The sequence below is a fragment of the Streptomyces sp. NPDC048671 genome (assembly GCF_055587045.1).
In genome coordinates, this window is record NZ_JBVJHB010000020.1 from 16,408 (window position 1) to 42,649 (window position 26,242).

Here is a 26,242-nt window from a genome sequence, read left to right on the forward strand (position 1 = left end):
GATGGTGTTCCGTCAACAAACGGCGCGAGCCTACTACCGACGCACAGACAACTCGAAGGCCCGCCCGGACGATTTTCGGCCGCCTTACTGGGAGTTGACCATGAGTTGTCCCGGTATTCCTGGAGATGAAATTCGTGAAGGCGACAGAAGAGACCAGCCAGAGCCCCACATTCCTCCCCGTGCCAGTTGGCTGGAATTCTACGTTCCGTGACGGTTCGGGGGAATCTTCACAGCCCGGCACTCGTCTGTCTGTACGGGGGTAGGGGGACTGCAGGGGTGCATTCGGCAGGATGGGGCGGCCCGTCCGCGTAGAAACCGCTCATGCCGGGCAGCAACCCTGAAGTCGGACAGCGGTGGGGAGTTGAAAGTCCTTGGAAACGGAAGAGCGTCATGGCGCCGCGGAGTCGGCGCGGGTCCGGGCGGCGAAGGGTGCGGCGCCCGCGGCGGCGGGCCGTCCGGTGATTCCGCGGCAGCAGCTCTGGGTCGAGGAGCCCGCGCTGCGGCGGCGGATGCCGGACCCGGTGCGTACCGCGGCCGTGCGGGCCGTTCTGATCATGTCGCTGACGATCATCCAGGCGATGGTGGCCTTCCTGGCCACGGTGACAGGGTCCTGGCTGGCCTTCCCGATGGTGCTGAGCAGCGTGGCCAGCACGGTGGGCGCGACATGGTCGGTGCTGGATGTGTGGGTCACCCGGCAGGTGTGGAATCAGCGCAACGGCGTCGTGTCGATTCCGAGCAGCTCCGCCCGGCGGCTGCGCCGCGAGAGGCGCCGGGCGAGGCGGGCCGCCCGGACGGAGCAGCGGGACGGTACACGGATACGCCGCCGCTCCGCGGGCCGCAGGCTGTCCCGGGCCTGAACCCGCCGTGGCGGCCACGCCGGGAGGGGACCGGCCCACACCCACGTGACCGCACCTGCCGGCTCAGCCGGTGCTTCCGTCCGTGCCTTCCGCCTCGGTCCGTGCCGGGAGCGCGTCGGGCGCCGGTGCGGTGCGCTTGAACATCCGGGTGGCGGTGATCTCCCCGTGGACCGTCTCGACGCCGGGGTCCTGCTGCGGCAGTCCGGGGCGCAGATGCTCCTCGACGCTGATGTACTTCAGCCCGGCCCGCAGGTCCGCGTCATTGCGCAACCTGATCACCAGCGGGAATTCGGCGAGCGCCGTCGTGTCGAACAGCCCCGTGGTGTAGAGCAGTTGTACGCCGAGCGCGTCCGACACCGCACGCTGGAGCTCCAGCAGATAGGTGGCGTTGGCGCGACCGATGGGGTTGTCGAGGAAGAGCGTGCCCGCGTGCTGGGGCTGGTGCCGGTCACGGCCCCGGTCGTTGCTGCGCAGCGCGGCCATCGTGCAGTACAGGGCGATGGCGGCGGTCAGCAGCTGACCGCCGGAGAAGACGTCGCCCATCTGCCCGACCGGTACGCGCTCGGCGCGCAGCACCGCGTCCGGCTTGAGGATCTCCACGGCGATGCCCTTGGGCTCCAGTGCCGCCTGTACACCTCGCAGCAGCAGGGACATGCCGTCCCGGCGCAGGTCGGAGTTCTTCTTCAGGGCCGCCTTGGTGGCCTCGTCGACGACCTCGCCGAGCCGTTCGGTCAGGGTGGCCTGGTCGGGTTCCTCGAAGCGGATCCGGAGGAACTCCTGGCCGGACCACTCCCCCAGGCCCTCGGGGAGCCGGGAGAGCCGCTGGGCGGAGCGCAGCGTGGTGAGCGCGGAGTCCACGAGGCCGCGCAGCCGGTCGACGATGGAGTCGCGGTTGCGCTCCAGCTGGGTCAGTTCATCGGTGAGGACCCGCAGCCTGGGGGCGAAGGCGATGGCCCACTTCTCCGCGTGATCGGGCAGTGCGGCGGCCGGGAGTTCACGGATCTGCTGGCGGGCCGGGGTGCGGACCTGTTCGTAACGGGTCGAGTTGGCGTGCCGGACCAGCACATCGCTCGCCTCCCGGACAGCCGCTTCCGAGGTGGACAGGTCGGCGGCGCAGCCGCGCAGTGAACGGCGTGCCTCGGCGGCGGACTGCCGGGCCTCGTCGAGGCTGCCGGGGTACGGCTCGGGGGTCTCGGGCTCGTCGTCGCCGTGGTCCCTGAGGAGGTCGCGCAGGAGGGCCGCGGTCTCGTCGAAGCCGCCTGCCGAGTCCTCGGCCGTGCGATGGGCGTGCAGCAGCTCGGCGTGGGCGGCCCTGGCGGTGTCCAGGGCCGCGGTGGCGGAGGTGAGTTCGCCCGTGGCGGTGCGCAGGAGGGCCTGGGCCTGTCCGGCGTCGGCGGGGACCTGCTCGTCGGGGAGTTCGGTGTGGAGGGTCTCGCCGTCGGCGGGGGCCAGCCGCTCGGCCTCGCCGCGCAGCCTGCCCAGTTGCTCGCTGGCGGCCGACGCCCGGGTCTCCAGGAGCTGGACCAGGGACTCGGCGCGGGCGGCCGCCGCCTGCCGGGACGGGCCGTCGGCGCCGTCCGTTCCTTCCAGGAGCTGGGCGGCCCGGGTGCGGACCTTGTTGGTGAGCCGGTCCAGCTCGGCCAGTGCGGCGCTCTCGTCGCTCTCCGCGCGGGCCTGTTCGGCGCGCAGGTCGGCGCCGACGCCCACCTTCTCGTAGAGCTGGGACGCCGCCCGGTAGGCCTCGCGCAGGGCGGGCAGCGCGTGGCGCGGGGCGTCCGGCGCGGGCTCCGGGATGTGCTCGGGCGCGCCGGCGATCTCGGCCCGTTCGGCACGCAGGGCGCGGGCGGTGCGGCGGGCGTCGTCGGCGGCGCGCTGGGCGGCCCTGCGGTCCTCGTCGGCGGCTCTGGCGCGGTCCAGGCAGACGGTGGCGCGGCCCTCGGACTCCGCCGCCTCGTCGGCCAGTTCGCGCAGCTTCACCTGCCAGCCCGCCCGTTCGCGGAGGCGGAAGGCGAGTCCGGCGAGTGCGTCGGCGGCCCGGCGGGCGCGCTGGGCGGCCTCCTGGCGCTCGTCGCGGACGCGGGCGGTGTCCGCGGCGGCCTCGTCGGCCTCGGCGCGCACGGTACGGGCCTCGGCGAGCGCGGCCTCGGCCGTCTCGGCGGCCGTACGGGCGGTGCCGGCCGCTTCCGCCAGTTCGGCGAGTGTGCCGGGCGGGCAGTCCAGGCGCCAGGAGCCGATCCGGGCGGCGAGCGCGCGGTCGGCGGCGAGCCGGGCCGCGAGGGTGCGGATGTCCTCGTCGCGGGCGGCGGTGCGGCTCCTGAGCGCGTGCCGCTCCTCGTCGGCGGCGTGTTCGTCGTGCATGGCCGGGTTCGGCGGGACGAGGAACACCCCGTCACCGTTCGCGGCGGAGCCGGTGCCGGGCTCCGGGACGGGGGCGAGCAGGGCGGCGGCGGTGCCGACGGCCACGGCCGAGCGCGGCAGCAGAGCGGCGGCGCCGAGGACCTCACGGGCGCGGGCGTGCGCGTCCGGGTCGGTGATCACCACGCCGTCGACGAGTTCGGGCCGGGCCGCGAGCACGGCCGCGTGGTCGGCGGGGTCGACGGCCTGGGCGAGGTAGCGCCAGCCGGGCAGGGCCGGGATGCCGTGCTCGCCGAGGTATTCGACGGTGGCCAGGACGTCGGGGCCGGGCGGCAGCAGTCCTCCGTCGCCGAGCGCGCCCAGGATGCGGGAGTCGTCGGCGGCCGCGGTGCGCAGCTCGAAGAGGCGTCGTTCGGCGGAGCTGACGCCCTGGTCGAGGAGCTCGCGCAGCTCTTCGGCGTTGCGGTCGAACTCGGCTGCGGTGAGCGGCTGTTCGGCCGGGCGGGGCTGCCGGGCCGTGACGGTGTGGGCGCCGTGCGCGGCCGGTCCGGTCCCGTCGGCGCCGGAGCCGCAGGCTCCCCCCTCGGTGTCCGGGGTTTCCTGTCGCGGTCCCTGGTCATCGGCACCGGCCTCCGCCCCGGATTCGGGTCCGGTGGCGCCCCGCCGCGGCCGGGGTACGCCGCTGCCCTGCGCCGTGGGCAGGCCGAGCAGATCGGCGAGGCGGTGCTCGGCGGCGATCGACTCGGCGGCCCTGAGCTCGGCCTCGTAGGCCTGTTCGGCGGCCCGCGCGCCGTCGGCGGCCCGCGCCGCGGCGAGTTCGGCGCGGCTCTCGGTGGCCGCCGCCTGCCTGGACCGGTCCGCCGCCGACCCGGCGGCCTCGCGCGCGGTGTCCCAGGCGGCCACCGCGGAGTTTTCGGCGTCGTTCGCCGCGAGGGCCGCGCGGGCTGGGTCCGCGTTCGGTGCGGTGTCGTCGAGCCAGCCGGCCCGGACCGCCTCGGCGGTCTCCTGCTCGACCTCGGAGAGGCGCTGGCGGAGGTGGCCGGCCTCGCTGCGGGCGCGCTGGGCCTCGGTGGCGGCCGTGGTGGCGTCACGGTGCGCGGCCTCGCCCGAGGTCTGGAGCGTCTCGGAGCGCTCCTCCTCCTCGTTGGCGACGCTCTCGCCCGCCTCGGCGGCGGTGTGCAGGGCCCGTACGAGATCGGCCGCGGCGGTGGCGCGTGCGGCCAGCGCCGGGGCGGCGTCGCGCTCGGCCTCGCGGATCGCGACGGCGACGCGGGCGGCGCGGTCGGCGGCGGCGCGGTGGCGCAGCACGGCCTCGGCGGCCTGCCAGGCGGAGTGCAGGGTGCGGGCGTCGCCCAGCTCCCGGCGCTGGGCCGCCGCGCTCTTCTCGGCCGCGGTGAGGGCCAGGGAGGCGTGCCGGTAGGCGAGTTCGGCGGCGATCAGGGCGGCCCGGCCGCGGGTCTGCTCGGCGCCGGTGACGGTGTGGGCCGCGCCGGTGACCTGCTGGGCGAGCTCCGCGGTCCGGCCGCGCTCCAGGCCGGCGCGGGCAAAGAGCCTGCGGGCCAGCGTGCGGGTGCGGCGCTCGGCACCGGCGTGGATGTCCCGGGTCCGCGAACGCGCTCCGGCGGCCTCCACGATACGGCCGAGCAGATCGACGGAGCCCGCGGTGAAGTCGCGCTCGGCGGTGAGTTCGGCTCGGCGGCCCAGCTTGTTGCCGAAGCCGCTGACGAGGTCGGCGAGGCCGTCCGTGTCGCGGGTGTCGGTGACTGCGCGCAGCAGCAGGTCGGTGAAGTCGGAGTCCTTCTTGACGGCGAAGAGTCCTGCGGCCTCGCCCTCGTCGGCGTTCATCTCGCGCTGGTAGCGGAAGAGTTCGGGGTCCAGGCCGATGTCTCCGAGGTGCTCGTTCCAGCGGTCGTGGATCTCTTCCCAGTGCACGTCGAGGTGCTGGTAGAACTTGCCGGCCTCGGTGAGCGCGTCCCGGAAGCCCTTCATGGTGCGGCGCCTGCCACGGGCGCCGGAGACGCCTTCGGCGGGGCGGCCCACCGAGGTGGCCTCCGCGACGGGCAGCGAGTCGAGGCTGAGTCCGGGGCCGGGCCGGAAGGAGTACCAGGCCTCGGCGAACTTCCTCGGGTCGTTGGAGACCTGGCGTCCACGCCATTCGCTGACCTTGCCGACGACGACGCACTCGCCGGTAAGGGTGTGCTGCCACTCCAGCGCGACATGCCCGCAGTCCTCGGCGAGCAGGAACTTGCGCAGGACGCCGGAGCTGGCGCCGCCGAGGGTGTTGCGGTGGCCGGGCAGCATCACCGAGAAGATCAGCTTCAGCAGGACGGACTTGCCGCCGCCGTTCTCCAGGAAGAGCACTCCGGCGGGGGCGGGGCGGCGGGGCGGGCCGACCGGTTCCTCCTCGAAGAACTCCGCCTGCGCCGGTGCGGGGTGGGGCACGGGCGCGCCGACCCCGCGCAGGTCGAGCACGGTGTCGGCGTAGCGCGCACCGGCAGGCCCGATGGAGTAGAGGCGGACCCGGGACAACTCGTACATGGCGGCGGACTCTCGTCGTTCAGGCAGCGGGAGGGAGGCGTCGGTGGCGGGTGGCGGTGGCGGTGGCGGTGGCGGACCGTGCGGTGGCCGGGGGGCCGGTCAGCCGTGGAAGGGCAGGCCCGCGTCGGCCGCCAGCTCCAGGTCGTCGGGGTCGGGTGGCGGCAGCAGCGTCGCCGATCCGTCGGTGACCGGTACCACCCCCAGCTCCAGCAGTTCGGCCATGGCGGCACCGCCCGCCATGTCGCGGACCTGGAGTTGGTAGCGGGCGGTGGTGCGGAAGGCTCCTCCGGCGTCGTCCCCGGTGCGCTGGAGGAAGCCGGAGTCGGTGAGGAAGGCGACGGCCTTGCCGACGATGCCGGTGGTGGATCCGGCCAGCCGCCGGGCGTCCTTCGTCGCTCCGGTGGAGCTGCGCCGGGCGTAGATCCGCCAGCCGGCCTCCAGGCCGGGGGCGTCACTGGCCGGGTCGGTGTTGTCGCCGTGCTCGTCGGCGCGCTCCTCCAGGCGGTGGCACGCCTGGCGTACGAAGGCGTCGACGCCGTTGACCGTGATCCGGCCGATGTACGCGTCGTCGGCGAGGTCCTCGGGGCGCGGGAAGGCCATCGCGGCGACGGCCAGGTGGGCGAGGCCGTGCAGGAAGCGGTCGGCGGAGTCCGGCGAGGCCCGGCGGGCGTAGTCGCCCATGCGGACGGCGAAGACCGAGTCCTCGCCCGCCGTGACGGCCATGCCGGCCCGGGTGGACACCTCCAGCACGATGAGGCCGAGTCCGGTGGCCACGGCGTCCGCGAGGCGGCCGAAGGCCGGCTCCTCCCGGTAGCGGCGCAGCAGTTCGGCGTACTCGGCGTCGCGGGCGGGCAGCAGCTTGGGCTGGAGCCCGAAGGCGACGAGCCGGGCGGCGTCGGCGGCGTCGGCCGGGGTGACCGCGGCGGGTGCGGACGGCTGCGCGGACGCGGTCCGGTCGGCCGGGTACCCGGCGCTCTGCTCGCTCCACGCGTCGGCGTGCTCTGCGCGGTGGTCGCTCACGACGGGCGCTCCTTGTTGCGGACGGTCTTCGGTACGGGTACGGGGTGGGCGGTTCGGATGCTCGCGGCCGTCCCGCCCCCTGGGTGCGGGACGGTGCCGGTGCCTGCGGCCGCGAGCCGGACGGGCACGGTCCGGGCGGGAGCGGTCCGGGCGGGCCGCGGGCCGCTCACGCCGCCTCCGAGCGGTCCGCTGCCGTGCCGGCCGCGTCCAGCAGGGCCATACCCACGATCAGGTCGGCCCCGCCGAATTCGTGGTCCTCCAGCTGGGTCCCGTCGTCGACGGAGAAGAGCAGGCGGCGCTCTCCCTGCCGGTAGGCGGTGCCGACCGGCGGGCTCGCCGCGTGCACCGCGAGCAGGGCGACCAGGTAGGGCAGGTCCGCGTCGCGTCGTCTGGCCTCGGCCAGCAGCCCGGAGAGGCGGCGTGGCGCGTCCGGCTCCAGGTCCAGCAGCTCCATGGCGCTCGCCAGCTGCTCCTCGCTGAACCGGCTGTCGGCCGGGGTGGCGATCAGATCGGGCTCGGGCATCTCGGCGCCCAGGTGTTCGCGCTCCAGCGGCGGGGTCAGCAGCATGTCGACCAGATCGCCCACCCGGACCGAGGTGGGGGTGCGCAGTCCCGTGCCGTGGGCGAAGAACGCGTCGGTGGCCCGGATCGCCTGCTCGACGGGGAGTGGCAGCAGCGGTGCCAGCAGCTGTCCGTACAGGTCGAGACCGGTCCGGACGGCCGGTGCGGCGAACGCCTGCCGGTCCTGCTCGGCGCGGAACAGCGGTCCGGCCTCCAGCAGACGGGACTGCAGCTGGGTGTGGCGGCGGATGCAGTCCTTGACGATGTCGACGAGCTCGGCGGCGCGCCGCTTGTGCTCGGGCTCCTCGGCCTCGTCACGGGCCTTGCGGATGTTGGTGAGGATGGCGTTCTCGTGGCGGTAGCGGTCGGCGACGTGCTCCAGCGCCTCGGCGATCATGTCGGGCACGGCGTTGAGCCAGTCGACCGCCCGGACGTTGCGCCGGGTCGCGTCGAGTGTCTTGCGGAGGGTCTCCGCGTACTGCACGGTCCGGTAGCGGGCCTGCTCGGCGGCGAGCTGCGCATCGGCGAGGCGGCCGCGGCTGATCAGGACCTCCAGCTTCACCTCGGCGGCGATCTGGGCGCTGGTGACGTCCGTGTCGAGGGCGCCGACCAGGACGTTGACCGCCTCGTCGGTGGCCCGCAGATAGACGCTGCCGCCGTATCCGGGGACTTCTTCGATCAGTTTGAAGTCGTAGTCGCGGCGCACGTAGGTGCCGTCCGGGCCGAAGGTGCCGTAGACGGCCCGGAAGCCCCGGTCGACACTGCCGACGTTGATCAGGTTCTCCAGGACCCAGCGGGCGACCCGTTCGTGCTCGGCGGCCGGGCGGCGCGGGGCCTGCGCGGCGACGCGCGGGAGGAGTCTGGCCACTATCTGGTCGTGGTCCGCGCCGGTGTCGAAGTCCATGTTGAGCGTGACGTGGTCGATCGCGGCGAGCGCGACCTCCGCCATCGCGTAGACGGTGAACTCACCGGCGAGGTTCGCCTTGCGCACGTCGAGGTCGTGCAGCGGCGCGGTGCAGGCGAGGGCACGCAGCCGCCGCGAGAGCCCCTCGTCGGCGGCCGGGCCCGGTGCGGGCCGCGGCCCCGCGCTGAGCTGGGGCGCAGCGTTTTCCGTATAGGCAGGCGAAGTCACGCTGCACAGATTAGGTCCTCGCACTGACAACGGTCGAAACGGCGCAGAAGCGGCTGGTTGCCCCGGAGTCGGTCATGCTCTGCCGGCCGTCCCCGCGGGACCCGGACGGCTCCGCTCCGCGGCCCTCGGTACGGGGTCCGCACCCCCGGCCGCGGCCGGCCGGGCGGCGTCGCGCCGCGCGCCCCCGACGCGCGACGCCCCTGCTGTTCGTACCGGGTCAGACGGCGGGTGCGTCCGGGCCGATCCTGCTGCGTACTGCTGTCTGCACCTCGGCCTCCTCGGCCGGGTCGGCGGCCAGCCGGCGCAGCCGCTCGGCCACCCTGATGTCGCCGGTCTCCGCGTGGCGTGCGGCGACTTCGCGGGTCGTCTCCTCGCAGTCCCACAGGCACTCGACTGCGAAGCCGGTGGCGAAGGAGGGGTCGGTAGCGGCCAGTGCGCGGGCGGCTCTGCCCCGCAGGTGGGAGGAGGACGTCTCCCGGTAGACGTGGCGCAGGACGGGAGCGGCGCAGGCGATGCCCAGCCGTCCGGTGCCGTCGACCAGTGTCCACAGGCGGGGGGCGTCGGGCCCGTCGCCGCGTACGGCTTCGCGCAGGGCGCCCAGGACCAGCGGGGCGTCCTGGGCGGCGCCGCGGCCGGCCAGTACACCCGCCGCCGAGGCGCCGAGCGCGTCGGGCCGCCGGGCCCAGCGCCGGGCGCGGTCGACGGCGGCTTCACCGCACATCCGCTCGAAGGCGGCGACGGCCGCGTCGGCGACGGTGCGCGAGGAGCTGACCGCCGCGGCCTCGATCAGGTCGAGCACGACCGGGTCCTGGGCCTCGGTCAGGTAGTGCAGGGCGGCGCACCGGGCGCCCTCGGGACCGCTGCGGGCGGCCTCGACGATCACGGGCCGGTCCTCCGGTCCCGCGACGGCGGAGAGACAGCGGGCGGCCGGCACATGGAGGTCGCTGCCTCGGTCGAGTCCTTGCTGGGCCCAGTCGAAGACGGCCTGGACGCTCCAGCCGGGGCGGGGTCCTCCGGGCCGCATCTGGCGCTGCCAGCGGTCGAACGAGCCCTGTTCGGAGGCGGCCCTCACCCGGGCGCCGACCGCTTCGCGCGGATCGTCGGCCCAGAGCCGCCAGGGCCGGGGTTCGAAGGCGTCGCGTACGGCGGTGGCCAGGTCGGCGGAGCCCTCGGCGTCCGTGCCGAAGCGGGCGAGCACGGGCACGGCGAGGGAGCGGAGGCCCGCGTCGTCGTCGCGCAGGGCCAGCTCGTCCAGGGCCCAGGCCCAGTTGGAGCCGGTCGCGGCGTAGCGCCGCAGCAGGGCGAGGGCGTCGTCGCGTCCGTACGAGGCGAGGTGGCCGAGCACGGCGAGGGCCAGGCCGGTCCGTGACTCGTCGGTGTCGAGGTGGTCGTCGGGATCACCGAGGTGCCGTTCGATCTCCTCGATGCCGCCGTCGAGGTCGAGGTAGAGGCGCGCGTAGTAGAGGGAGCGGTTCTCCACCTGCCAGTCGTGACGCGGATCGCTCAGGACGCAGTGGTTGAGAGCCGCCAGGGCCTCGGGGCGCGGTGCGGCGAGCGCGTGGAGCGTGCCGTCGCCGCGGCCCCTCTGCAGCAGGCCGAGCAGAGTGCCGCTCGGCGCTATGAACGGATCAAACATGGGAAAAGCCTCACATCAAGCTGTCGACGCAACCGGGGACTGTGCAGTGCCGCGTGCCGGACAGGCACTAGACCGCGCAGCAACATGATCGGCCGACCGCCGTCTTCTGCCTGGTGTAGACCATCTTCCTCTGCCTCTCGTCGGTGGCCCGAATCGGGCCCGCGACGTCATGATGACCCACCCATTTCGCCACCGCGACCACATTTACGGCGGACCCGGTCAGCGGGAACCGAAGAGTTCCAGCAGGTCGGCCTTGCCGAACATGCGTGCGGTATCCAGGGCGGAGGGTGTTCCGGCCGCCGGATCGGCCCCTGCGGCGAGCAGGGCCGCGATCACCGCGTCCTCACCCTTGAAGACGGCTCCGGCGAGCGGCGTCTGCCCCCGGTCGTTGGCCCGGTCCGGGTCCGCGCCGCGACCGGCCAGTGCCGTGACCGCGGGGGCGTGCCCGTGATAGGCGGCGAGCATCAGCAGCGAGTCGCCGCGGTCGTTGGTGAGGTTCGCGGGAACACCGGCGTCGACGTAGGCCGCCAGCGCGTCGGTGTCGCCGCGGCGCGCCAGGTCGAAGACCTTGGTCGCCAGCTCCACCACCTCGGGATCAGGGGTTTCGCTCATCGGGGGACCGCCCTTCCATTAACCGTTTTCTCCGCCGCCGGCCTGTGGGGGCATGCGCCTTGAGGCCGTACGAGTGAATCGACAGGGTACTGCCCGGACGCGCACACGACCCGGCCCGTCCATGGCAAAAGATCACGTCGGGTGACGGCGGAGCGACAGGCGACACCGCGAACCCCTCCGGCCTGCGCTCCACTGTCCGCCAGTCCAGTGAAAAACCCGACTTTTCACCCACTTGCACCTTTTATCCTATAGATACTTCCGGTGACCCTGGAAGGACTCATGGTGACTGTCCCCCCGACCAGGAGAACCACTCATGATCCTTTCCATGTCAGGCGTCGTCATCCTCGGCATCATCGTCTTCCTGTTCTTCAGGAAGGACGGCCTCAAGGCCTCGCACGCCCTCATCACCGCCCTGTTCGGCTTCTATCTGGCCGGCACCGCCATCGCACCGAGCATCACCGCGGGCGGTGCGAGCCTCGCCGGCCTCTTGGGCGGGATCAAGTTCTGACGTACCGCTCCCGCTCCCACCCCCATCAGGAGACAGACGTGGCCCGGCGACCACTCCCCCGCATTCTGAGCAGCGGCAGCGCTTCGATCACTCGCAGTCGCGAGTTCGCGCGCACGGCCGCCGACAGCGCCACCGATGTGCTCCATCCGCTGATCATGATCACCCGTGGTCTGCGGCTGCTGGCAGGTGCAGGACGGCAGAAGTGGGCCGCGACGCCCAAGGACCGGCGTGGTCCCACGCTGTTCCTCGTCGCGGCCTGCGTACTCGTGGTCGCGCTCGTCCCCTACGGGTCGATCATGGCCCTGGTCGCGGTGATGGGCGCAGCCGCATGGAAGGGACGGGCACGCACTCCCGTCAGAACCGGCCCGGACGAGGCGGAGACCGGGCGCCTACAGGCTCTGTACGAGGCGCTCGTGCCGTACTTCTCCACGCCCGACGACCCCAGTCCGCTGTTCGCCCACGGCGGCGACTGGGACCAGGTCTTCAACGACTACGAGTTCGACGGCGACGGCCGGGTCTCCCGGCTCCGGGTGACGTACCCCGCGTACTTCACCGACAGCGAGGCCGCCTCCCGTGCCCGGATCGAACAGCTGCTGCACGCCAAGTCGGGCCGCGGCCGGGAGTACCGGTTCAGCTGGGACGAGGAGGGCAACCAGCTCGTCATGAGCGTGCTCGACGCCCTGCCCACCTCGATCGCCGCCCAGCGCTTCGTCACCGCCCCCGGCGAGACCGTCCTCGGCTTCACGGACGACGACGCGGTGCGGCGCACCGTCCCGGTGAACGACGGGGACGAGACCCGGGACGCGCCGGGAGTCGTCTGGCGGACCGGCGCACGCACCACGGAGCCGCATCTGCTGATCGCCGGCCAGCCAGGCAGCGGCACCACCACGCTGATGCGCTCCATCGCCCTCCAGGCCCTCCAGCAGGGCGACATCCTGATCGTCGAGGGCAGCGGCATCGGCGAGTACGCCTGCTTCAACGGCCGCGAGGGCGTGCTCGCCGTGGAGTGCGGGGCGGCCGGGGCGCTGGCCACCCTGGAATGGGCGGCGCAGGAGACGGAGCGCCGGCTGATCGAGGCCAACCGGGCCCGGCAGTCCGGCCATGCCGCCCCCGAGGACACCAGGCGCCCGCTCTGGATCCTGCTGGACCGGCCCAGCGTGCTCGGCCACCTGGCCGCCGCCGACGGCGGGCCCGACCCGCAGGAGCTGCTCCACGTCCCGCTGCGGCACGGCAGGGCCGCCAACGTCACCGTGGTGATGACCGAGCAGTTCGACAGCCTGGACGGCCTGAACGACACCGTGCGGACCCACACCCGGGCCCGCGTGGTGCTCGGCCACTGCTCCCCCGTACAGATCGAGTCCGTCCTGGGGCTCGAGCCGCACACCACCCCGACCCCGGACGTCCCGCCCGGCCGCGGGTACGCACGGCTCGGCGCCGGTCCGGTGCTGCGCATCCAGGTGCCGGCCACGCCCGATCCGTACGACGACGCGACGAGCGAGGCGCAGCGGCAGACGGTGCTCGGCCTGCTGCCCGAACGGCGGACGGCGATCGAGGCGAGCGCGCCCGACCCGGCGACGGCGAAGACCGCGACCGCTTCCGTCGCCATGGAGTCCGTGGCCGTCAGCGACTGACGGATGCGGGAGCGGGGGGGGGGGGGGGGGGGGGGGGGGGGGGCCGCGGGGCCCGCCGCCCCCCCCCCCCCCCCCCCGCCCCGGTGACCGCTCAGGCGACGAACGTCCGAGGCGCCTCCGCGCCCGCGGCCGCCCCCGAGCTGACCAGCTCAGCTGCGGCCGCGAGCCGCAGGGCCGCCTCGTCCGCCACCGGCCCGCCGACCGTGAACGGCAGCCGTACGTATCCCTCGAAGGCGCCGTCGACACCGAACCGGGGCCCGGACGGCACCCGCACCCCGACCCGCTCCCCGGCCACCGCGAGCCGCGAGCCGGAGAGGCCGCCGGTGCGCACCCAGAGCGTCAGACCGCCGCGCGGTACGGCGAACTCCCAGTCCGGCAGCTCCCGCCGCACGGCCGTGACCAGCGCGTCCCGGTTGCCCCGCGCCTGCTCCCGGCGGATCTGTACGGCCTCTTCCCAGCCGCCGGTGCGCATCAGCCAGTTGACGGCCAGCTGTTCCAGGACCGGGGTGCCCATGTCGGCGTAGGCGCGGGCGGCCACCAGACTGCGGATGACGTCCGGTGCCGCGCGCACCCAGCCGATCCGCATGCCGGCCCAGAAGGCCTTGCTGGCGGACCCGACGGTGAGCACGGTGCTGCCCGCAGGGTCGAAGGCGCAGACCCGGCGCGGCATCCGCACGTCGTCGTCCAGGTGCAGTTCGTTCATCGTCTCGTCGACGACCAGGACCGTACCGGCCGAGCGGGCGGCGTCCACCAGCGCACGGCGCCGGTCCTCGTCGGCGAGGGCGCCGGTGGGGTTGTGGAAGTCCGCGACGACGTACGCGAGCCGCGGGGCCGCGTCCCGCAGCACCTGGCGCCACCGGTTCATGTCCCAGCCGCCGAGCCCCTCCTCCATGGCCACCGGTACGAGGCGGGCGCCCGCCTCCCGCATCAGCTGGAGGATGTTGGCGTAACTCGGGGACTCCACCGCGATCCGCTCACCGCGGCCCGCGAACAGGTGGCAGATGGCGTCGATCGCGCCCATCGCACCGGTGGTGACCATGATCTGTTCGGGCATCGTCGGGATGCCGGCGGCGGTGTACCGGTCGGCGATCATCTGCCGCAGGGCGGGCAGCCCCGCCGGGTAGTCGCCATGGGTGTGCGCGTACGGGGCCAGCTCCTCCAGGGCGCCCTGGACCGCCCGGGTCAGCCACGGTTCGGGGGCGGGCAGCGAGGCACAGCCCAGGTCGATCATCGACCCGAGCGCCTCCGGGGGCAGCGGCTCCAGGCCGCGGGCGGGCAGCGGGTTCCCCGCGGGCACCGCCGTCCAGCTGCCGGCCCCGCGCCGGGACGCCAGGAAGCCCTCGGCCCGCAGCGCCTCGTAGGCCGCGGCGACCGTCGTACGGCTGACGGCCAGGGCGAGCGCCAGTTCCCGTTCGGCGGGAAGCCGGGCGGCGACCGGGACCCGGCCCTCCAGGACGAGCAGCCGGATACCGTCGGCGAGCGCGCGGTAGGCCGGCGGCTTGCGGTTGCCGGGGCCCGTCGGCCTGGGCTGCTGGGCGTGGAGCTGCCGGGCGAGCTGAGCCGCACCGACCGCCGAAGTCCACTGCGCCATGAGAATCAGTCCACCTTCCTCGGATTGGCCATGGTTGGCAGCCAATCCCCTGCCACAGAGTGACACGCAGCAGTCCACTACCACCACACCAGGGGGCACCACTTGTCCACCACCGACGCCCCGCGCGGAACGCACCTCACCCGACGGCTGATCCAGCTGTACACAGGCCTGGCGCTGTACGGGGCGAGTTCGGCGCTGCTGGTCGTCGCCGGGCTCGGCCTGGAGCCGTGGGGGGTGCTCCACCAGGGGCTCGCCGAGCGCACCGGGATCACCATCGGCGTCGTCTCGATCATCATCGGCGCGATCGTGCTGCTGCTGTGGATCCCGCTCCGGCAGCGGCCGGGGCTGGGCACCGTCTCCAATGTCTTCGCGGTGGGGATCGCGATGGACGGCACGCTGGCGCTCGTCCCCGATGTGCACGGGCTCGCCGCGCAGGCCGGGGTGATGGTGGCGGGCATCGTGCTGAACGGTGTCGCGACGGGGCTGTACATCGCGGCCCGGTTCGGCCCCGGTCCGCGCGACGGGCTCATGACCGGGCTGCACCGGCTCACCGGCCGCTCCATCCGGCTCGTCCGCACGGCGATCGAGGTGGCGGTCGTGGTGACCGGATTCCTGCTCGGCGGCTCCCTCGGCGTCGGCACGGTCCTGTACGCCCTGGCGATCGGCCCGCTCGCCCAGTTCTTCCTGCGCCTCTTCGCGATCCCGGACAACGGCGCCACCACGGCCGCCACCCCGGCACCCGGGCAGGCCATACTGCCGCAGTGACTTCCGTACGCCACCCCTATCTGGACCACCCCGCCCCGCTCGCGTTCGCCCACCGGGGCGGATCGGCGGACGGGATCGAGAACACGGCGGCCGCGTTCCGCCGGGCCGCCGACGCCGGGTACCGCTACTTCGAGACCGATGTGCACGCCTCGGCGGACGGCCGGCTGGTGGCCTTCCACGACGCCACGCTGGACCGGATGACGGACGCCCGGGGCCGGCTGTCGGAGCTGCCGTGGAGCGAGATACGGCAGGCCCGGGTGGCGGGCCGTGAACCGCTGCCGCTGTTCGAGGAGCTGCTCGAGGCGTTCCCGGCGGCCCGCTGGAACGTGGACATCAAGGCCGGGCCGGCCCTTGAGCCGCTGGTGGACCTGATCCGCCGGACGGACGCCTGGGACCGGGTGTGCGTCGGCTCGTTCTCCGAGGCCAGGGTCGCCAGGGCGCACCGGCTGGCGGGCCCCCGGCTGGCCACCTCCTACGGAGTCCGCGGTGTCCTGGGCCTGCGGCTGCGCTCGTACGGCATCCCGGCGGCGCTGCGCGCCGGTGCGGTGTGCGCGCAGGTGCCGGAGAGCCAGGGCGGCGTCCGGGTCGTGGACCGGCGCTTCGTGCGGGAGGCGCACGCGCGGGGGCTCCAGGTGCATGTCTGGACGGTGAACGAACCGGAGCGGATGGCAGCGCTCCTGGACCTCGGCGTGGATGGCATCATGACCGATCACATCGAGACGCTGCGTACGGTGCTGAGCGAGCGGGGGGCCTGGGCCTGACGTCGGCCCGGTGACGTCTCCACGGGGAGAGACGAGGGGTGTGCGATGAGCGCCGAGACCGCGGATGCCGCCGAACCGGCGGAGAACACGGCCGGGTCGCCCGACCCCGGCGAGCGCCGGCGCGAGCAGCGCGGCTGGTACTTCTACGACTTCGCCTGCTCCGTCTACTCGACGAGCGTCCTCACGGTGTTCCTCGGGCCGTATCTGACGTCGATCGCCAAGGCGGCCGCCGACGCCGACGGCTTCGTCCATCCGCTCGGCGTCCCGGTCCGCGCCGGATCGCTGTTCGCCTACGCGGTCTCGGCGTCCGTGATCGTCGCGGTGATCCTGATGCCGGTCGTCGGCGCCGCCGCCGACCGCTCGGGACGCAAGAAGCCGCTGCTGGCGGCGGCCGCCTACGTGGGCGCCACCGCGACCGCCGGAATGTTCTTCCTGGACGGCACCCGCTATCTGCTCGGCGCGTTCCTGCTCATTGTGGCGAATGCCGCGATATCCGTGTCGATGGTCCTCTACAACGCCTACCTGCCGCAGATCGCGGAGCCCGACGAACGCGACGCGGTCTCCTCGCGGGGCTGGGCCTTCGGCTACACCTCGGGGGCGCTGGTCCTCGTCCTCAATCTGATCCTCTACACGGGCCACGACTCCTTCGGCCTCTCCGAGTCGGAGGCCGTCCGGATCTGTCTCGCCTCGGCCGGCGTCTGGTGGGGCGCGTTCACCGTCGTACCGCTGCGCCGGCTGCGCGACCGGCGGGTGGCTCCGGGCAGCCGCGGAGCGGTCGGGTCCGGGTGGCGGCAGCTGATGGCGACCCTGCGCGACATGCGCCGCCATCCGCTCACCCTCTCCTTCCTGCTCGCCTACCTCGTCTACAACGACGGCGTGCAGACGGTGATCTCGCAGGCCTCGGTGTACGGCTCCGAGGAACTGGGCCTCGACCAGACGACGCTGATCACGGCCGTCCTGCTGGTCCAGATACTCGCGGTGGCCGGAGCGCTGGGGATGGGCCGGCTGGCCCGGGTGTACGGCGCGAAGCACACGATCCTGGCGTCCCTGGTCGTCTGGACGGCGATTCTCGTCGCCGGATACTTCCTGCCCGCCGACGCGCCGGCGTTCTTCTACGCGCTGGCCGCGGCGATCGGCCTGGTCCTCGGCGGCAGCCAGGCCCTGTCGCGCTCGCTCTACTCGCATCTGGTGCCGCGCGGCAAGGAGGCCGAGTACTTCTCGGCGTACGAGATGAGCGACCGCGGACTGAGCTGGCTGGGGCCACTGGTGTTCGGGCTCGCGTACCAGCTGACCGGCAGTTATCGGGATGCGATCATCTCGTTGGTGATCTTCTTCGTGGTCGGTTCGGTGCTGCTCGCGAGGGTGCCGGTACGGCTGGCCGTGGCGGCGGCCGGGAATCCCGTTCCCGAGCGGATTTAGACGTTGAAGTAAAAGGCCGGTAGTGTACGCCTTTGGCCTGCCCGGAGGACCGTTACTGCCAGTGGAAGAATCCAAACCGTTGGGTGACAACTTCTGCCAGATGTGACAAACCGGGCGTTGGCGGGTACTTGAACCCTGGCAAACCTGAATACTCAGCGGTACGACGGGCGACGCATGACCGGCAACGGGAATCTTTGCCGCCGACCGGACGTTGAGCCGGATGACGACGACAGCGACACCTGTCCTGTGGGCGACAAGCCCGGGAGGCACGATTCATGAGTGAGCGAGCTCTCCGCGGCACGCGACTTGTGGTTACCAGCTACGAGACGGACCGCGGCATCGATCTGGCCCCGCGCCAGGCGGTGGAGTACGCATGCCAGAACGGACATCGATTTGAGATGCCGTTCTCGGTAGAGGCGGACATTCCGCCGGAGTGGGAGTGCAAGGCGTGTGGCGCCCAGGCACTCCTGGTGGACGGGGATGGCCCCGAGGAGAAGAAGGGCAAGCCTGCGCGTACGCACTGGGACATGCTCATGGAGCGGCGCACACGCGAGGAGCTGGAGGAGGTGCTGGCCGAGAGGCTGGCGGTTCTGCGCTCCGGAGCCATGAATATTGCCGTGCATCCGCGGGACAGCAGGAAGTCTGCCTGACCGCGTAGCACAGCACTGAGACAGAGCCGCGGGCCGCGACACCTTGTGTGTCGCGGCCCGCGGCTCTGTTCTGTCCCGTGGGCCGGTGCCCAGGGGGGCACCGGCAGAGATGTCCTCGACCGCCGGACAGGCTTGATCCGGACGGGCTTGGTTCTGCCGTCTGCGGGTTACGGCGCCAGGGGCGGGCGGGGGTTCTCGTCCGGGTGGGAGGGGTCGTCGCGGATGACCTCGCCCTGGACGACCTTTCCGTCGGGCCTGTGCATCCGGGCCTGCTGGAAGGCGTCCGAGAGGCCGCCGGGAGCCGCAGCGCGCATCCGGCGCTCCAGCGACCGCTCCGCGTACCTGCTGAGCGCCGACCGGACCGGCGGCACCAGGAGCAGCAGTCCGGCGACGTCCGAGATCATCCCCGGAATCATGATCAGCAGCCCGCCGAGCATGAGGAAGCCGTTGCCCCTGCTGCTCGGCGGAGCGGGTGAGGAGCCGTCGGCGCCCGGCTGTCCCGGCATCTGCTGGAGCGTCTCGGTGAGATTGCGGAAGGCGCGGCGGCCGGCCGACTTCATCACCACGGCTCCGAGCACCACGCCCGCGGCCAGGAGCAGCAGGACGGTGAACCCGCCCGCCGCCTCCGCCACCACGATGAGCAGCCAGATCTCCAGCACCGCCCAGGCGGCGATGGCGAGAGGTACGAGGGTCCGGGCGCGCGAGCGCCGGCGGGCGGTCGGGGGCGGTGTGCCGGTCGTCATGCCCCCAGTGTGCCTGGCCACGGGTCCGAGCGCTGTAAGGGGGGTGACGATCATCGCCCCGGAGGCGTCAGGGCGTCCGGCGTCCGAGCACCCGGTTCGTACGGGTGGTGACGCCCCAGGTGGTGACCCGCCAGAGCGCCTCGACGAGGATGTCCCGGCTCATCTTGGAGTCACCGATCTCCCGGTCCACGAAGGTGATCGGGACCTCGACGACGTGGTAGCCGGCCTCGATCGCGCGGCGTGCCAGGTCCACCTGGAAGCAGTAGCCCTGCGAGGCGACCTCGTCGAGGCCGATGCCCTTGAGGGTCTCCGTGCGGAAGGCCCGGTATCCGCCGGTGACGTCCCTGGTCCGGAGCCCGAGCATCAGCCGCGAGTAGGTGCTGCCGCCTCGGGAGATCATCTCGCGGGACTTGGGCCAGTTGACCACGCGCCCGCCCGGAACCCAGCGGGAGCCGAGCACCAGGTCGGCGCCCTTGAGGGCGGTGAGCAGCCGGGGCAGTTCCTCGGGCTGGTGGGAGCCGTCCGCGTCCATCTCCACGAGCACGCCGTAGTCGTGTTCCATCCCCCAGCGGAAGCCGGCGAGATAGGCCGCGCCGAGCCCTTCCTTGCCCTGGCGGTGCAGCACATGGACCCGGTCGTCCTCGGCGGCCAGCTCGTCGGCCAGCTTGCCGGTGCCGTCGGGGCTGTTGTCGTCGGCGACCAGGATGTCGACCTCCGGTACGGCGGCGCGCACCCGGCTGACGATCGGCTTGATGTTCTCGGCCTCGTTGTAGGTCGGAATGATCACCAAGGTTCTGCCGAGCGGGCCGTATCGCCTCTGACCGCCGTCGTTCACTTACTGCCCCTTAAGTCCGTACGCAGGTGCACACCATATCCAGCGTGACGGGGCCGCAGACCGACCTGGTCGGGGCGGCCCGGAGCGTGGCGGCGGACAGAAGAGCGGAAGTACGGACAGAACTGCGGATCGGGGCCCGGCGTCCTTCGGGCCGACCCGGGACCCGCCGGCTGCGGGTCGGCCCAGGGCCGTTGTCTACTGAACGTCCGGGCCCCACCCGGGTCGCACCCTCCGTCCGGCTGAAACCTTCCCTCGCCCCCGAGGCGCGGGCGCTGAACCTGGCTGTCAGCGGTGGTGCGCCGGTGCGGCACACCACCCCATGACTCAGCGGCGTTCGACGACTGCGTGGAGGTTTAACCGGTCGGACGTCCTGTGGTGGACTCGGCCGAACCTACCGGCCGGTGGGCGCATTCTGTCAATACCTGCCTGACCTGCATCGTTTACCGAACTTGCCTGGTCAGTACCGGAGATCCCCAGGTCGCGGGAGAACCGGGGCACCTTCGGTCGGCGGTACGAAATGTCCGCACGTCACTCGTTCGGCCGTACGTAGACAGTTTGTCCGAAGACGACCGTGCGCAGGCAGACCGGGAGTTCGGCCCCCGGACTGAGGTCCGGCAGTCCGGGCGTCCCCGACCTGGGATCCGTCGACCAGCGGGCGACCCGGTCGTCCGGTGCCTGGACCACCAGTTCCGCGGTGCGCCAGACCGCGTAGTCGGCCGGGGCGCCCGGCACCAGGGTGCCCGCGTCATCGCGGCCGACGGCCCGCCAGCCGCCCCTGGTGTGGGCGGTGAAGCCGGCCCGCACGGAGATCCGGTGCTCGGGCGTCCGGTGGAACGCGGCGGCCCGCACGGTCCCCCACGGGTCCAGCGGGGTCACCGGGCTGTCGGAGCCGAAGGCGAGGGGCACACCGGCCCGCAGGAGGGCCGCGTACGGGTTCAGGGTCCTCGCCCGCCCGGCACCCAGCCGCTGGGCGTACATGCCCTCCTCACCGCCCCAGGCGGCGTCGAAGGCGGGCTGGACCGAGGCGGTGAGCCCCAGTTCCGCGAAAGCGGCGACGGTCTCGGGGGTGAGCATCTCGGCGTGCTCGACCCGGTGCCTCGCGGCCCGGACCCGGCCCACGCCCACCTTCTCGGCGGCCGCCCTGATGCCCTCGACGACGGCGGAGAGCGCGGCGTCGCCGATGGCGTGGAAGCCCGCCTGCAACCCGGCCTCGGTGCAGGCCGCGACGTGGGCCGCGATCTGCCCGGCGTCCAGGTGGGCGGCGCCGGTCAGCGGGGCGTCGGCGTACGGCTCGTGGAGGCAGGCGGTGTGCGAGCCGAGCGAGCCGTCGACGAAGAGGTCGCCGGCCGCGCCCACCGCGCCGAGCTCCCGGATGCGCCGGGCGTCCTTCCCGTCGGCGACCTGTTCGGCCCAGTAGCCGAAGACCCGCGGTCCGCGCTGCCCCGCGGCGAGCTTCAGCAGGGCGGTGAAGTCCTCCTCGTCGGAGATGTCGGGGCCGCCGCACTCGTGGACCGCGCCGATGCCCAGGGACGCGGCCCTGCTCAGCGCGGCACGCTGGGCGTCGGCGCGCTGCCGCGGCGAGACGGCACCGTGGGCGGCCGCGCGCACCGCGTGGTGGGCGGCGGCGGTCAGCGGCGCCTCCGGGTGGTAGCCGGGCATCGAGGCGATTCGGGGGACCAGGTCCAGCAGCGCGGTACTGGCGACCGCCGAGTGCACGTCGACCCGGGGCAGGTAGACCGGCCGGCCGCCGGCCGCCGCGTCGAGCTCGGCGCGCGAGGGCGGCCGCTGCTCGGGCCAGCGCGTGGCGTCCCAGCCGTGACCCAGGACCACCCGGTCGGCGGGGTGCGCCGCCACGTACGTCCGTACGAGAGCGAGGGCCTCGTCCAGGGTGCGGGCACCGGAGAGGTCGAGGCCGGTGAGGGCCAGTCCGGTCGACGTGGTGTGGACGTGGGCGTCGGTGAACGCGGGGGTGACCAGCGCCCCGTCGAGGTCGATCACCTCGTCGACGCCGCCCGCGAAGGCGTCGGCGGCCCCCTCGGAGCCCACCCAGGCGACATGGCCCCGTTCCACCACCATGGCGGTGGCGAAGGGGTCGGCGGGGCTGTGGACGTCTCCACCGCGCAGCAGCACGGTGCGGTGTTCGCTCTGGGGGGCGGTGCTCTCGGTCATGGGACCAGTCTCCCGCCTGCCGGGTCCCGCCCCGTGCGCGACCCCTCAGATCTGCGGCGGCCGCGCCTCGTACGGCGTGGACAGGACGACCGTGGTGCGCGTGGAGACACCGGCGAGTGTGCGGATCCGCGTCAGCAGGTGCTCAAGCTCAAGCGGGGTCGCGACCCGCACCTTCAGAATGTAATTCTCGTCACCCGCGACGCTGTGGCACGCCTCCAGCTCCGGCACACCGGCGAGCCGCTCGGCGATGTCGTCCGGGGCACTCGGGTCGAAGGGCTTGACCGAGATGAACGCGGTCAGCGGCAGGCCGACGGCTTCGGGGTCGACGACCGCGGCGTAGCCCCGGATCACCCCGCGCTGCTCCAGCCTGCGGACCCGCTGATGAACGGCCGAGGTGGACAGGCCGGTGGCCTTGCCCAGGTCGGTGTAGCTCATCCGCCCGTCCTTGACGAGCAACTCCACGATTTGACGGTCCAGCTCCTCCATATGGATCAATCTATGGCCCCGGGCGCCTCCAGGCACAGCCGCGGGAGCGACTGAAGGGGAACCTGCGGCAGCCATGTGATGAATGCCACAGGTTTACGGGCCAGTAGCCGGGCCCCTCGCGGTTACGGCCGATCCACGACGGGAAGTGCTTGCTTTGGCCGAGGCCGCGGCGCCTTGTCGGCCCACCCGAGGGGGGAATTTCCATGCAGAGCCTGAAGCTCACCGGACGTACCGAACCGGAGCCCGTTGATCCTTTCGAGGACACCGCTCCCGACGCGTACGACACACTTGAGATGTACCGGGTCACCTGCCCGGACTGCGCGCAGCCGATCGCTCTCCTGGCGGACGAGGACACGCTCCCGGAGCACGCCCTGTGCCCGACTCCGTGGAACCCGTTCGTCCTGACGGTGTGCGCCGGGACCGGCCGCCCGGCGTCGAAGTCGCGGCCCGCCGATGAGTCGCCCGACGTCCAGGAGCAGGAGACGGCCCTGCTGTTGACGCTCCCTCAGGGGCTCGACTGGAGGATGCAGCCCTTCTCGCACGCCGGGGGCGACGGCTCGCACCCGCTCCGGGTGCCGCACCAGCTCCGGCGCGACGCCGCCTGAGCCCGCCTCCCGCCTCAGCGGGACCGCGAGCCCCCTGGCCGCCAGAGACGGCGGAACCGCGCTGCACCACGACGGCCCGACCGGCGTGGTGCGGGCAGCGAACGGTTCCGCGGCGCGCCGGAGAACCTGGCGAACGGGCGCCCGAATCGGCCGGGCAGTGACCCGGCCCCGCCCCGCGGCGTTGGCCTGGCATGACCCTGCTGCACTCCACGGCCGGCCCCGGTCGCCGCCGTCTCGCCGTTCCGGCCTCCGAAGAATCGGTTCCGCAGCCCGGATCGTCACCGGCGCCGCAGCCCGAGCCGCCCCGCCCGGCGCCGCGTCCGGTGCCCCACTCGACCGATCCGCCCATCTACCGGGCGATGCTCCGGCACTGGGAGGGCACCGGCAGGACCCTGCCGGGCCGCCATGACCAGGAGTGGAACCGGATCATGACGATGCCCGTGTGGTCGGACCGGCCGCTGCGGGTCAGTGCGACTCAGGACCCGCGAGGTGGCGGGCGATGACCATGCGCTGGATCTGATTGGTGCCTTCGACGATCTGCAGCACCTTCGCCTCGCGCATGAGCCGTTCGACGGGGAAGTCCAGCGTGTAGCCGTATCCGCCGAGCACCTGGACGGCGTCGGTGGTGACCCGCATCGCGGCGTCCGTGCAGAACAGCTTGGCCATGGCCGCCTGCCGCGAGAACGGGCTGCCCGCGTCACGCAGCCTGGCCGCCTCCAGATAGAGCGCCCGGCCCGCCTCGATCTGGGTGGCCATGTCGGCGAGCATGAACCGCAGCCCCTGGAAGTCCGCGATGGGGCGGCCGAACTGCTTGCGTCCGGTGGCGTAGGCGACGGCCTCGTCCAGCGCAGCCTGGGCCACACCGATGGCGCAGGCGGCGATACCCAGCCGGCCGGAGTCGAGCGCGGACAGCGCGATCGCGAAGCCCTGCCCCTCCTCGCCGATCCGGCGCGCGTCCGGGACCCGTACGCCGTCGAAATGGAGCTGGGCGGTGGGCGAGCCCTTCATCCCCATCTTCTTCTCGGGGAGGGCGGCGCTCAGCCCCGCCGCGTCCCCGGGGACGAGGAAGGCGGTGATTCCGCGGGCACCGTCGACGCCGGTACGGGCCAGCACGGTGTAGAAGTCGGCGATACCGCCGTGGGTGATCCACGCCTTGGTGCCGGTGATGACCCAGTCTTCCCCGTCCCGTACGGCCTTCGTCCGCAGCGAGGCGGCGTCGGAGCCCGAGGCGGGCTCCGAGAGGCAGTAGGCGCCCAGCAGGCCGCCCCCGAGCATCGACGGAAGGTGTTCGGCCTGCTGCTCCTTGGTGCCGTAGCCGGCGACCGCGTGACAGGCGAGGGAGTGGACGCTCACGCCGAGCCCGACGGTGAGGCGGGCGGCCGCGAGCTCTTCGAGTACCTGGAGGTACACCTCGTACGGCTGGTCGCCACCGCCGTGGGCGGAGTCGTACGGCAGTCCGAGCAGGCCGGACTCGGAGAGCAGTGTGAAGACTTCGCGCGGGAACCGGCCGGCGTCCTCCTCCTCGGCCGCCCGCGGCGCGATCTCCCGCTGGACGATGTCTCGGACGAGCGCGATGAGCTGCCTGGACTCCTCGGTGGGCAGACGGCGTTCCACTGGTTGCGGGGCACGGTCGGACATGACGGCGCTCTCCTCCCTGTCGGGCGTTGCGGCGGTCGCGCGCGCGGGGTTGTGAGCGGCGCCGCCGGGGGATCTCCGGGCGGGGCCCGAAAAGACTGCGGCCCAGCCGATGTTGCCCTCCCGGATTACGAGAGGTGCCGGTCAGCGGCTGTGGCGGCTTGAGTATGCCCGATCGGACGGTATCCGTCACTGGGTGACAGAGCTCTTCGGCCACGGCGGCCGGCGGACGGCAGCCGTCGGCGGCCGCTCAGGCATCCGTCATCGGAATTGGTCCGAACCATTGACCCAACTGGTCTAGTCCATCTACGGTTCACCGCGAACCGGCTTTCCGCGTTCATGCCAACTATGTGAGCGTCGAAAGCCGGTCGTCCACCGGCAAGTCCCCTCCCCCACGAGGAGCAACGATGATCGGACTGCATCGCCCGGGAGCCCGTCTCCGGGCGTTCGCCGCTGCCGCCTGTACCGCCGCCCTGGGCGCCGCCCTGCTGGGTGTCGCGGGCACCGGATCCGCCGGCGCGGCCCCCGCCGACCCGAAGGCCGCCCCCGCGGCAGCAGCCGCCGCCCCCACAGCGGCCGGCAGCAAGGTGGTCGGCTACTTCACCGACTGGGGTGTCTACGACCGCAACTACCACGTCAAGAACATCGAGACGTCGGGCTCGGCCGACAAGCTCACGCACATCAACTACGCCTTCGGCAACGTCCAGGGCGGCAGGTGCACGGTCGGCGACTCCTACGCCGACTACGAGAAGGCGTACACGGCCGACCAGTCGGTCGACGGGGTGGCCGACACCTGGGACCAGGAGCTGCGCGGCAGCTTCAACCAGCTCCGCAAGCTGAAGAAGCTGCACCCCGACCTCAAGATCCTCTGGTCGTTCGGCGGCTGGACCTGGTCCGGCGGCTTCGGTGAGGCCGCGCAGAACCCGGCCGCGTTCGCCGACTCCTGCTACAGCCTGGTGGAGGACCCCCGTTGGGCCGATGTCTTCGACGGCATCGACATCGACTGGGAGTACCCCAACGACTGCGGTCTGACCTGTGACACCAGCGGCCGTGACGCCTACGGCAACCTGCTGTCCGCCCTGCGCTCCAAGTTCGGCGCGAACAACCTGGTCACCTCGGCGATCAGCGCGGACGGCTCCGACGGCGGCAAGCTCGACGCCGTCGACTACGGCGGCGCAGCGCAGTACGTCGACTGGTACAACCCGATGACGTACGACTTCTTCGGCGCCTGGGACGCCCAGGGTCCGACGGCGCCGCACTCCCCGCTGAACTCCTACCCGGGTATCCCCAAGGAGGGCTTCAACAGCGACGCCGCCATTTCCAAGCTGAAGGCCCAGGGCATTCCCGCGTCGAAGCTGCTGCTCGGCATCGGCTTCTACGGCCGCGGCTGGACCGGCGTCACCCAGGACGAGCCGGGCGGCACGGCGACCGGCGCGGCCCCGGGTACGTACGAGGCGGGCATCGAGGACTACAAGGTCCTCAAGAACAGCTGCCCCACCACCGGCACCGTCGCGGGTACGGCGTACGCGCACTGCGGCACCAACTGGTGGAGCTACGACACCCCCGCCACCATCGGCACCAAGATGGACTACAAGAACCAGCAGGGCCTGGGCGGCACCTTCCTCTGGGAGCTCAGCGGTGACACCACCGACGGCGAGCTGATCAAGGCGATCAACTGACATCGTCGCAGCGGGCATGACGGGGGCGGGGAGCCGGGCGGACTCCCCGCCCCC

General features: G+C 72.9%; 21 protein-coding genes. 9 read left to right on the forward strand and 12 right to left on the reverse strand.

Going from position 1 to position 26,242, the window contains the following annotated elements:
- Positions 1–371 precede the first annotated feature (371 nt).
- Positions 372–857: a hypothetical protein gene (locus ACZ6S6_RS32615; protein WP_469708483.1), complete on the forward strand. Its 486-nt coding sequence runs from the start codon at positions 372–374 to the stop codon at positions 855–857.
- 63 nt (positions 858–920) lie between these two features.
- Here ACZ6S6_RS32615 and ACZ6S6_RS32620 read toward each other — a convergent pair whose 3' ends face one another.
- The 6 genes from ACZ6S6_RS32620 to ACZ6S6_RS32645 form a co-directional block, all read right to left on the reverse strand.
- Positions 921–5,750, reverse strand: coding sequence for a hypothetical protein (locus tag ACZ6S6_RS32620; RefSeq protein ID WP_469708485.1), 4,830 nt, complete (start codon positions 5,748–5,750; stop codon positions 921–923).
- 99 nt (positions 5,751–5,849) lie between these two features.
- A complete protein-coding gene (locus ACZ6S6_RS32625) occupies positions 5,850–6,770 on the reverse strand; it encodes a hypothetical protein (RefSeq protein WP_362966240.1) in 921 nt (306 codons plus the stop codon).
- The gene (locus tag ACZ6S6_RS32630; RefSeq protein WP_469708487.1) at positions 6,767–6,940 is read right to left on the reverse strand and encodes a hypothetical protein; all 174 of its coding nucleotides are present in this window, start codon (positions 6,938–6,940) and stop codon (positions 6,767–6,769) included. Before ACZ6S6_RS32630 ends, ACZ6S6_RS32625 begins: the two co-directional genes overlap by 4 nt.
- Positions 6,937–8,463 (reverse strand): hypothetical protein, encoded by a 1,527-nt coding sequence (locus ACZ6S6_RS32635; RefSeq protein WP_362966236.1) that lies wholly within the window; start codon positions 8,461–8,463, stop codon positions 6,937–6,939. Before ACZ6S6_RS32635 ends, ACZ6S6_RS32630 begins: the two co-directional genes overlap by 4 nt.
- Positions 8,464–8,680: 217 nt before the next feature.
- On the reverse strand, positions 8,681–10,099 hold the full coding sequence (locus ACZ6S6_RS32640; protein WP_362966234.1) for a HEAT repeat domain-containing protein: 1,419 nt from the start codon (positions 10,097–10,099) through the stop codon (positions 8,681–8,683).
- A 219-nt stretch (positions 10,100–10,318) separates the two neighbouring features.
- Positions 10,319–10,711: an ankyrin repeat domain-containing protein gene (locus ACZ6S6_RS32645; protein ID WP_362966232.1), complete on the reverse strand. Its 393-nt coding sequence runs from the start codon at positions 10,709–10,711 to the stop codon at positions 10,319–10,321.
- 313 nt (positions 10,712–11,024) lie between these two features.
- Here ACZ6S6_RS32645 and ACZ6S6_RS32650 point away from each other — a divergent pair, with 313 nt between their 5' ends.
- Together ACZ6S6_RS32650 and ACZ6S6_RS32655 are read left to right on the forward strand one after the other, a co-directional pair.
- Positions 11,025–11,219 carry a hypothetical protein gene (locus ACZ6S6_RS32650; RefSeq protein WP_123468223.1) on the forward strand — a complete coding sequence of 65 codons (195 nt, stop codon included), beginning with the start codon at positions 11,025–11,027 and terminating at the stop codon, positions 11,217–11,219.
- A gap of 38 nt (positions 11,220–11,257) precedes the next feature.
- Positions 11,258–12,850, forward strand: a complete 1,593-nt coding sequence (locus ACZ6S6_RS32655; RefSeq protein ID WP_362966230.1) for a hypothetical protein — start codon at positions 11,258–11,260, stop codon at positions 12,848–12,850.
- A 91-nt stretch (positions 12,851–12,941) separates the two neighbouring features.
- Here ACZ6S6_RS32655 and ACZ6S6_RS32660 read toward each other — a convergent pair whose 3' ends face one another.
- Positions 12,942–14,441, reverse strand: a complete 1,500-nt coding sequence (locus tag ACZ6S6_RS32660) for an SCO1417 family PLP biosynthesis transcription factor (RefSeq protein ID WP_469708490.1) — start codon at positions 14,439–14,441, stop codon at positions 12,942–12,944.
- Between the two features lie 102 nt (positions 14,442–14,543).
- Between ACZ6S6_RS32660 and yczE the strand changes: the two genes are divergently transcribed.
- The 4 genes from yczE (at position 14,544) to ACZ6S6_RS32680 (ending at position 18,036) form a co-directional block, all read left to right on the forward strand.
- The gene (gene yczE, locus ACZ6S6_RS32665; RefSeq protein WP_469708492.1) at positions 14,544–15,206 is read left to right on the forward strand and encodes a membrane protein YczE; all 663 of its coding nucleotides are present in this window, start codon (positions 14,544–14,546) and stop codon (positions 15,204–15,206) included.
- A complete protein-coding gene (locus tag ACZ6S6_RS32670) occupies positions 15,203–15,967 on the forward strand; it encodes a glycerophosphodiester phosphodiesterase (RefSeq protein ID WP_469708494.1) in 765 nt (254 codons plus the stop codon). The genes yczE and ACZ6S6_RS32670 overlap by 4 nt, the downstream gene beginning before the upstream one ends.
- A gap of 45 nt (positions 15,968–16,012) precedes the next feature.
- Positions 16,013–17,386 (forward strand): MFS transporter, encoded by a 1,374-nt coding sequence (locus tag ACZ6S6_RS32675; protein WP_469708496.1) that lies wholly within the window; start codon positions 16,013–16,015, stop codon positions 17,384–17,386.
- 275 nt (positions 17,387–17,661) lie between these two features.
- Entirely contained in the window at positions 17,662–18,036 is a 375-nt protein-coding gene (locus ACZ6S6_RS32680) for an RNA polymerase-binding protein RbpA (protein WP_250970851.1), read from the forward strand.
- Between the two features lie 167 nt (positions 18,037–18,203).
- Here the strand turns inward: ACZ6S6_RS32680 and fxsA are convergent, their stop codons facing one another.
- From fxsA to ACZ6S6_RS32700, 4 genes are all read right to left on the reverse strand, one after another.
- Positions 18,204–18,779 carry an FxsA family membrane protein gene (fxsA, locus tag ACZ6S6_RS32685; RefSeq protein WP_362965603.1) on the reverse strand — a complete coding sequence of 192 codons (576 nt, stop codon included), beginning with the start codon at positions 18,777–18,779 and terminating at the stop codon, positions 18,204–18,206.
- Positions 18,780–18,846: 67 nt separating this feature from the next.
- The gene (locus tag ACZ6S6_RS32690; protein ID WP_362965605.1) at positions 18,847–19,614 is read right to left on the reverse strand and encodes a polyprenol monophosphomannose synthase; all 768 of its coding nucleotides are present in this window, start codon (positions 19,612–19,614) and stop codon (positions 18,847–18,849) included.
- Positions 19,615–20,142: 528 nt separating this feature from the next.
- Positions 20,143–21,783, reverse strand: a complete 1,641-nt coding sequence (locus ACZ6S6_RS32695) for an amidohydrolase (RefSeq protein WP_469708499.1) — start codon at positions 21,781–21,783, stop codon at positions 20,143–20,145.
- A 45-nt stretch (positions 21,784–21,828) separates the two neighbouring features.
- Complete coding sequence (locus tag ACZ6S6_RS32700) at positions 21,829–22,269, reverse strand: Lrp/AsnC family transcriptional regulator (protein WP_362965609.1); 441 nt, start codon at positions 22,267–22,269, stop codon at positions 21,829–21,831.
- A 203-nt stretch (positions 22,270–22,472) separates the two neighbouring features.
- Here ACZ6S6_RS32700 and ACZ6S6_RS32705 point away from each other — a divergent pair, with 203 nt between their 5' ends.
- A complete protein-coding gene (locus ACZ6S6_RS32705; protein ID WP_362965611.1) occupies positions 22,473–22,874 on the forward strand; it encodes a hypothetical protein in 402 nt (133 codons plus the stop codon).
- Positions 22,875–23,339: 465 nt separating this feature from the next.
- Here ACZ6S6_RS32705 and ACZ6S6_RS32710 read toward each other — a convergent pair whose 3' ends face one another.
- Positions 23,340–24,512 carry an acyl-CoA dehydrogenase family protein gene (locus tag ACZ6S6_RS32710; protein ID WP_469708502.1) on the reverse strand — a complete coding sequence of 391 codons (1,173 nt, stop codon included), beginning with the start codon at positions 24,510–24,512 and terminating at the stop codon, positions 23,340–23,342.
- Positions 24,513–24,916: 404 nt separating this feature from the next.
- Between ACZ6S6_RS32710 and ACZ6S6_RS32715 the strand changes: the two genes are divergently transcribed.
- A complete protein-coding gene (locus tag ACZ6S6_RS32715; protein ID WP_469708503.1) occupies positions 24,917–26,188 on the forward strand; it encodes a glycoside hydrolase family 18 protein in 1,272 nt (423 codons plus the stop codon).
- Positions 26,189–26,242: the final 54 nt, after the last annotated feature.

Coding starts and splice junctions, on each gene's coding strand:
- ACZ6S6_RS32620 (WP_469708485.1), bottom strand. CDS start 5,750: ATGTACGAGTTGTCCCGGGTCCGCCTCTACTCCATCGGGCCTGCCGGT.
- ACZ6S6_RS32640 (WP_362966234.1), bottom strand. CDS start 10,099: ATGTTTGATCCGTTCATAGCGCCGAGCGGCACTCTGCTCGGCCTGCTG.
- ACZ6S6_RS32645 (WP_362966232.1), bottom strand. CDS start 10,711: ATGAGCGAAACCCCTGATCCCGAGGTGGTGGAGCTGGCGACCAAGGTC.
- ACZ6S6_RS32650 (WP_123468223.1), top strand. CDS start 11,025: ATGATCCTTTCCATGTCAGGCGTCGTCATCCTCGGCATCATCGTCTTC.
- ACZ6S6_RS32660 (WP_469708490.1), bottom strand. CDS start 14,441: ATGGCGCAGTGGACTTCGGCGGTCGGTGCGGCTCAGCTCGCCCGGCAG.
- ACZ6S6_RS32675 (WP_469708496.1), top strand. CDS start 16,013: ATGAGCGCCGAGACCGCGGATGCCGCCGAACCGGCGGAGAACACGGCC.
- ACZ6S6_RS32680 (WP_250970851.1), top strand. CDS start 17,662: ATGAGTGAGCGAGCTCTCCGCGGCACGCGACTTGTGGTTACCAGCTAC.
- fxsA (WP_362965603.1), bottom strand. CDS start 18,779: ATGACGACCGGCACACCGCCCCCGACCGCCCGCCGGCGCTCGCGCGCC.
- ACZ6S6_RS32695 (WP_469708499.1), bottom strand. CDS start 21,783: ATGACCGAGAGCACCGCCCCCCAGAGCGAACACCGCACCGTGCTGCTG.
- ACZ6S6_RS32700 (WP_362965609.1), bottom strand. CDS start 22,269: ATGGAGGAGCTGGACCGTCAAATCGTGGAGTTGCTCGTCAAGGACGGG.
- ACZ6S6_RS32705 (WP_362965611.1), top strand. CDS start 22,473: ATGCAGAGCCTGAAGCTCACCGGACGTACCGAACCGGAGCCCGTTGAT.
- ACZ6S6_RS32710 (WP_469708502.1), bottom strand. CDS start 24,512: ATGTCCGACCGTGCCCCGCAACCAGTGGAACGCCGTCTGCCCACCGAG.
- ACZ6S6_RS32715 (WP_469708503.1), top strand. CDS start 24,917: ATGATCGGACTGCATCGCCCGGGAGCCCGTCTCCGGGCGTTCGCCGCT.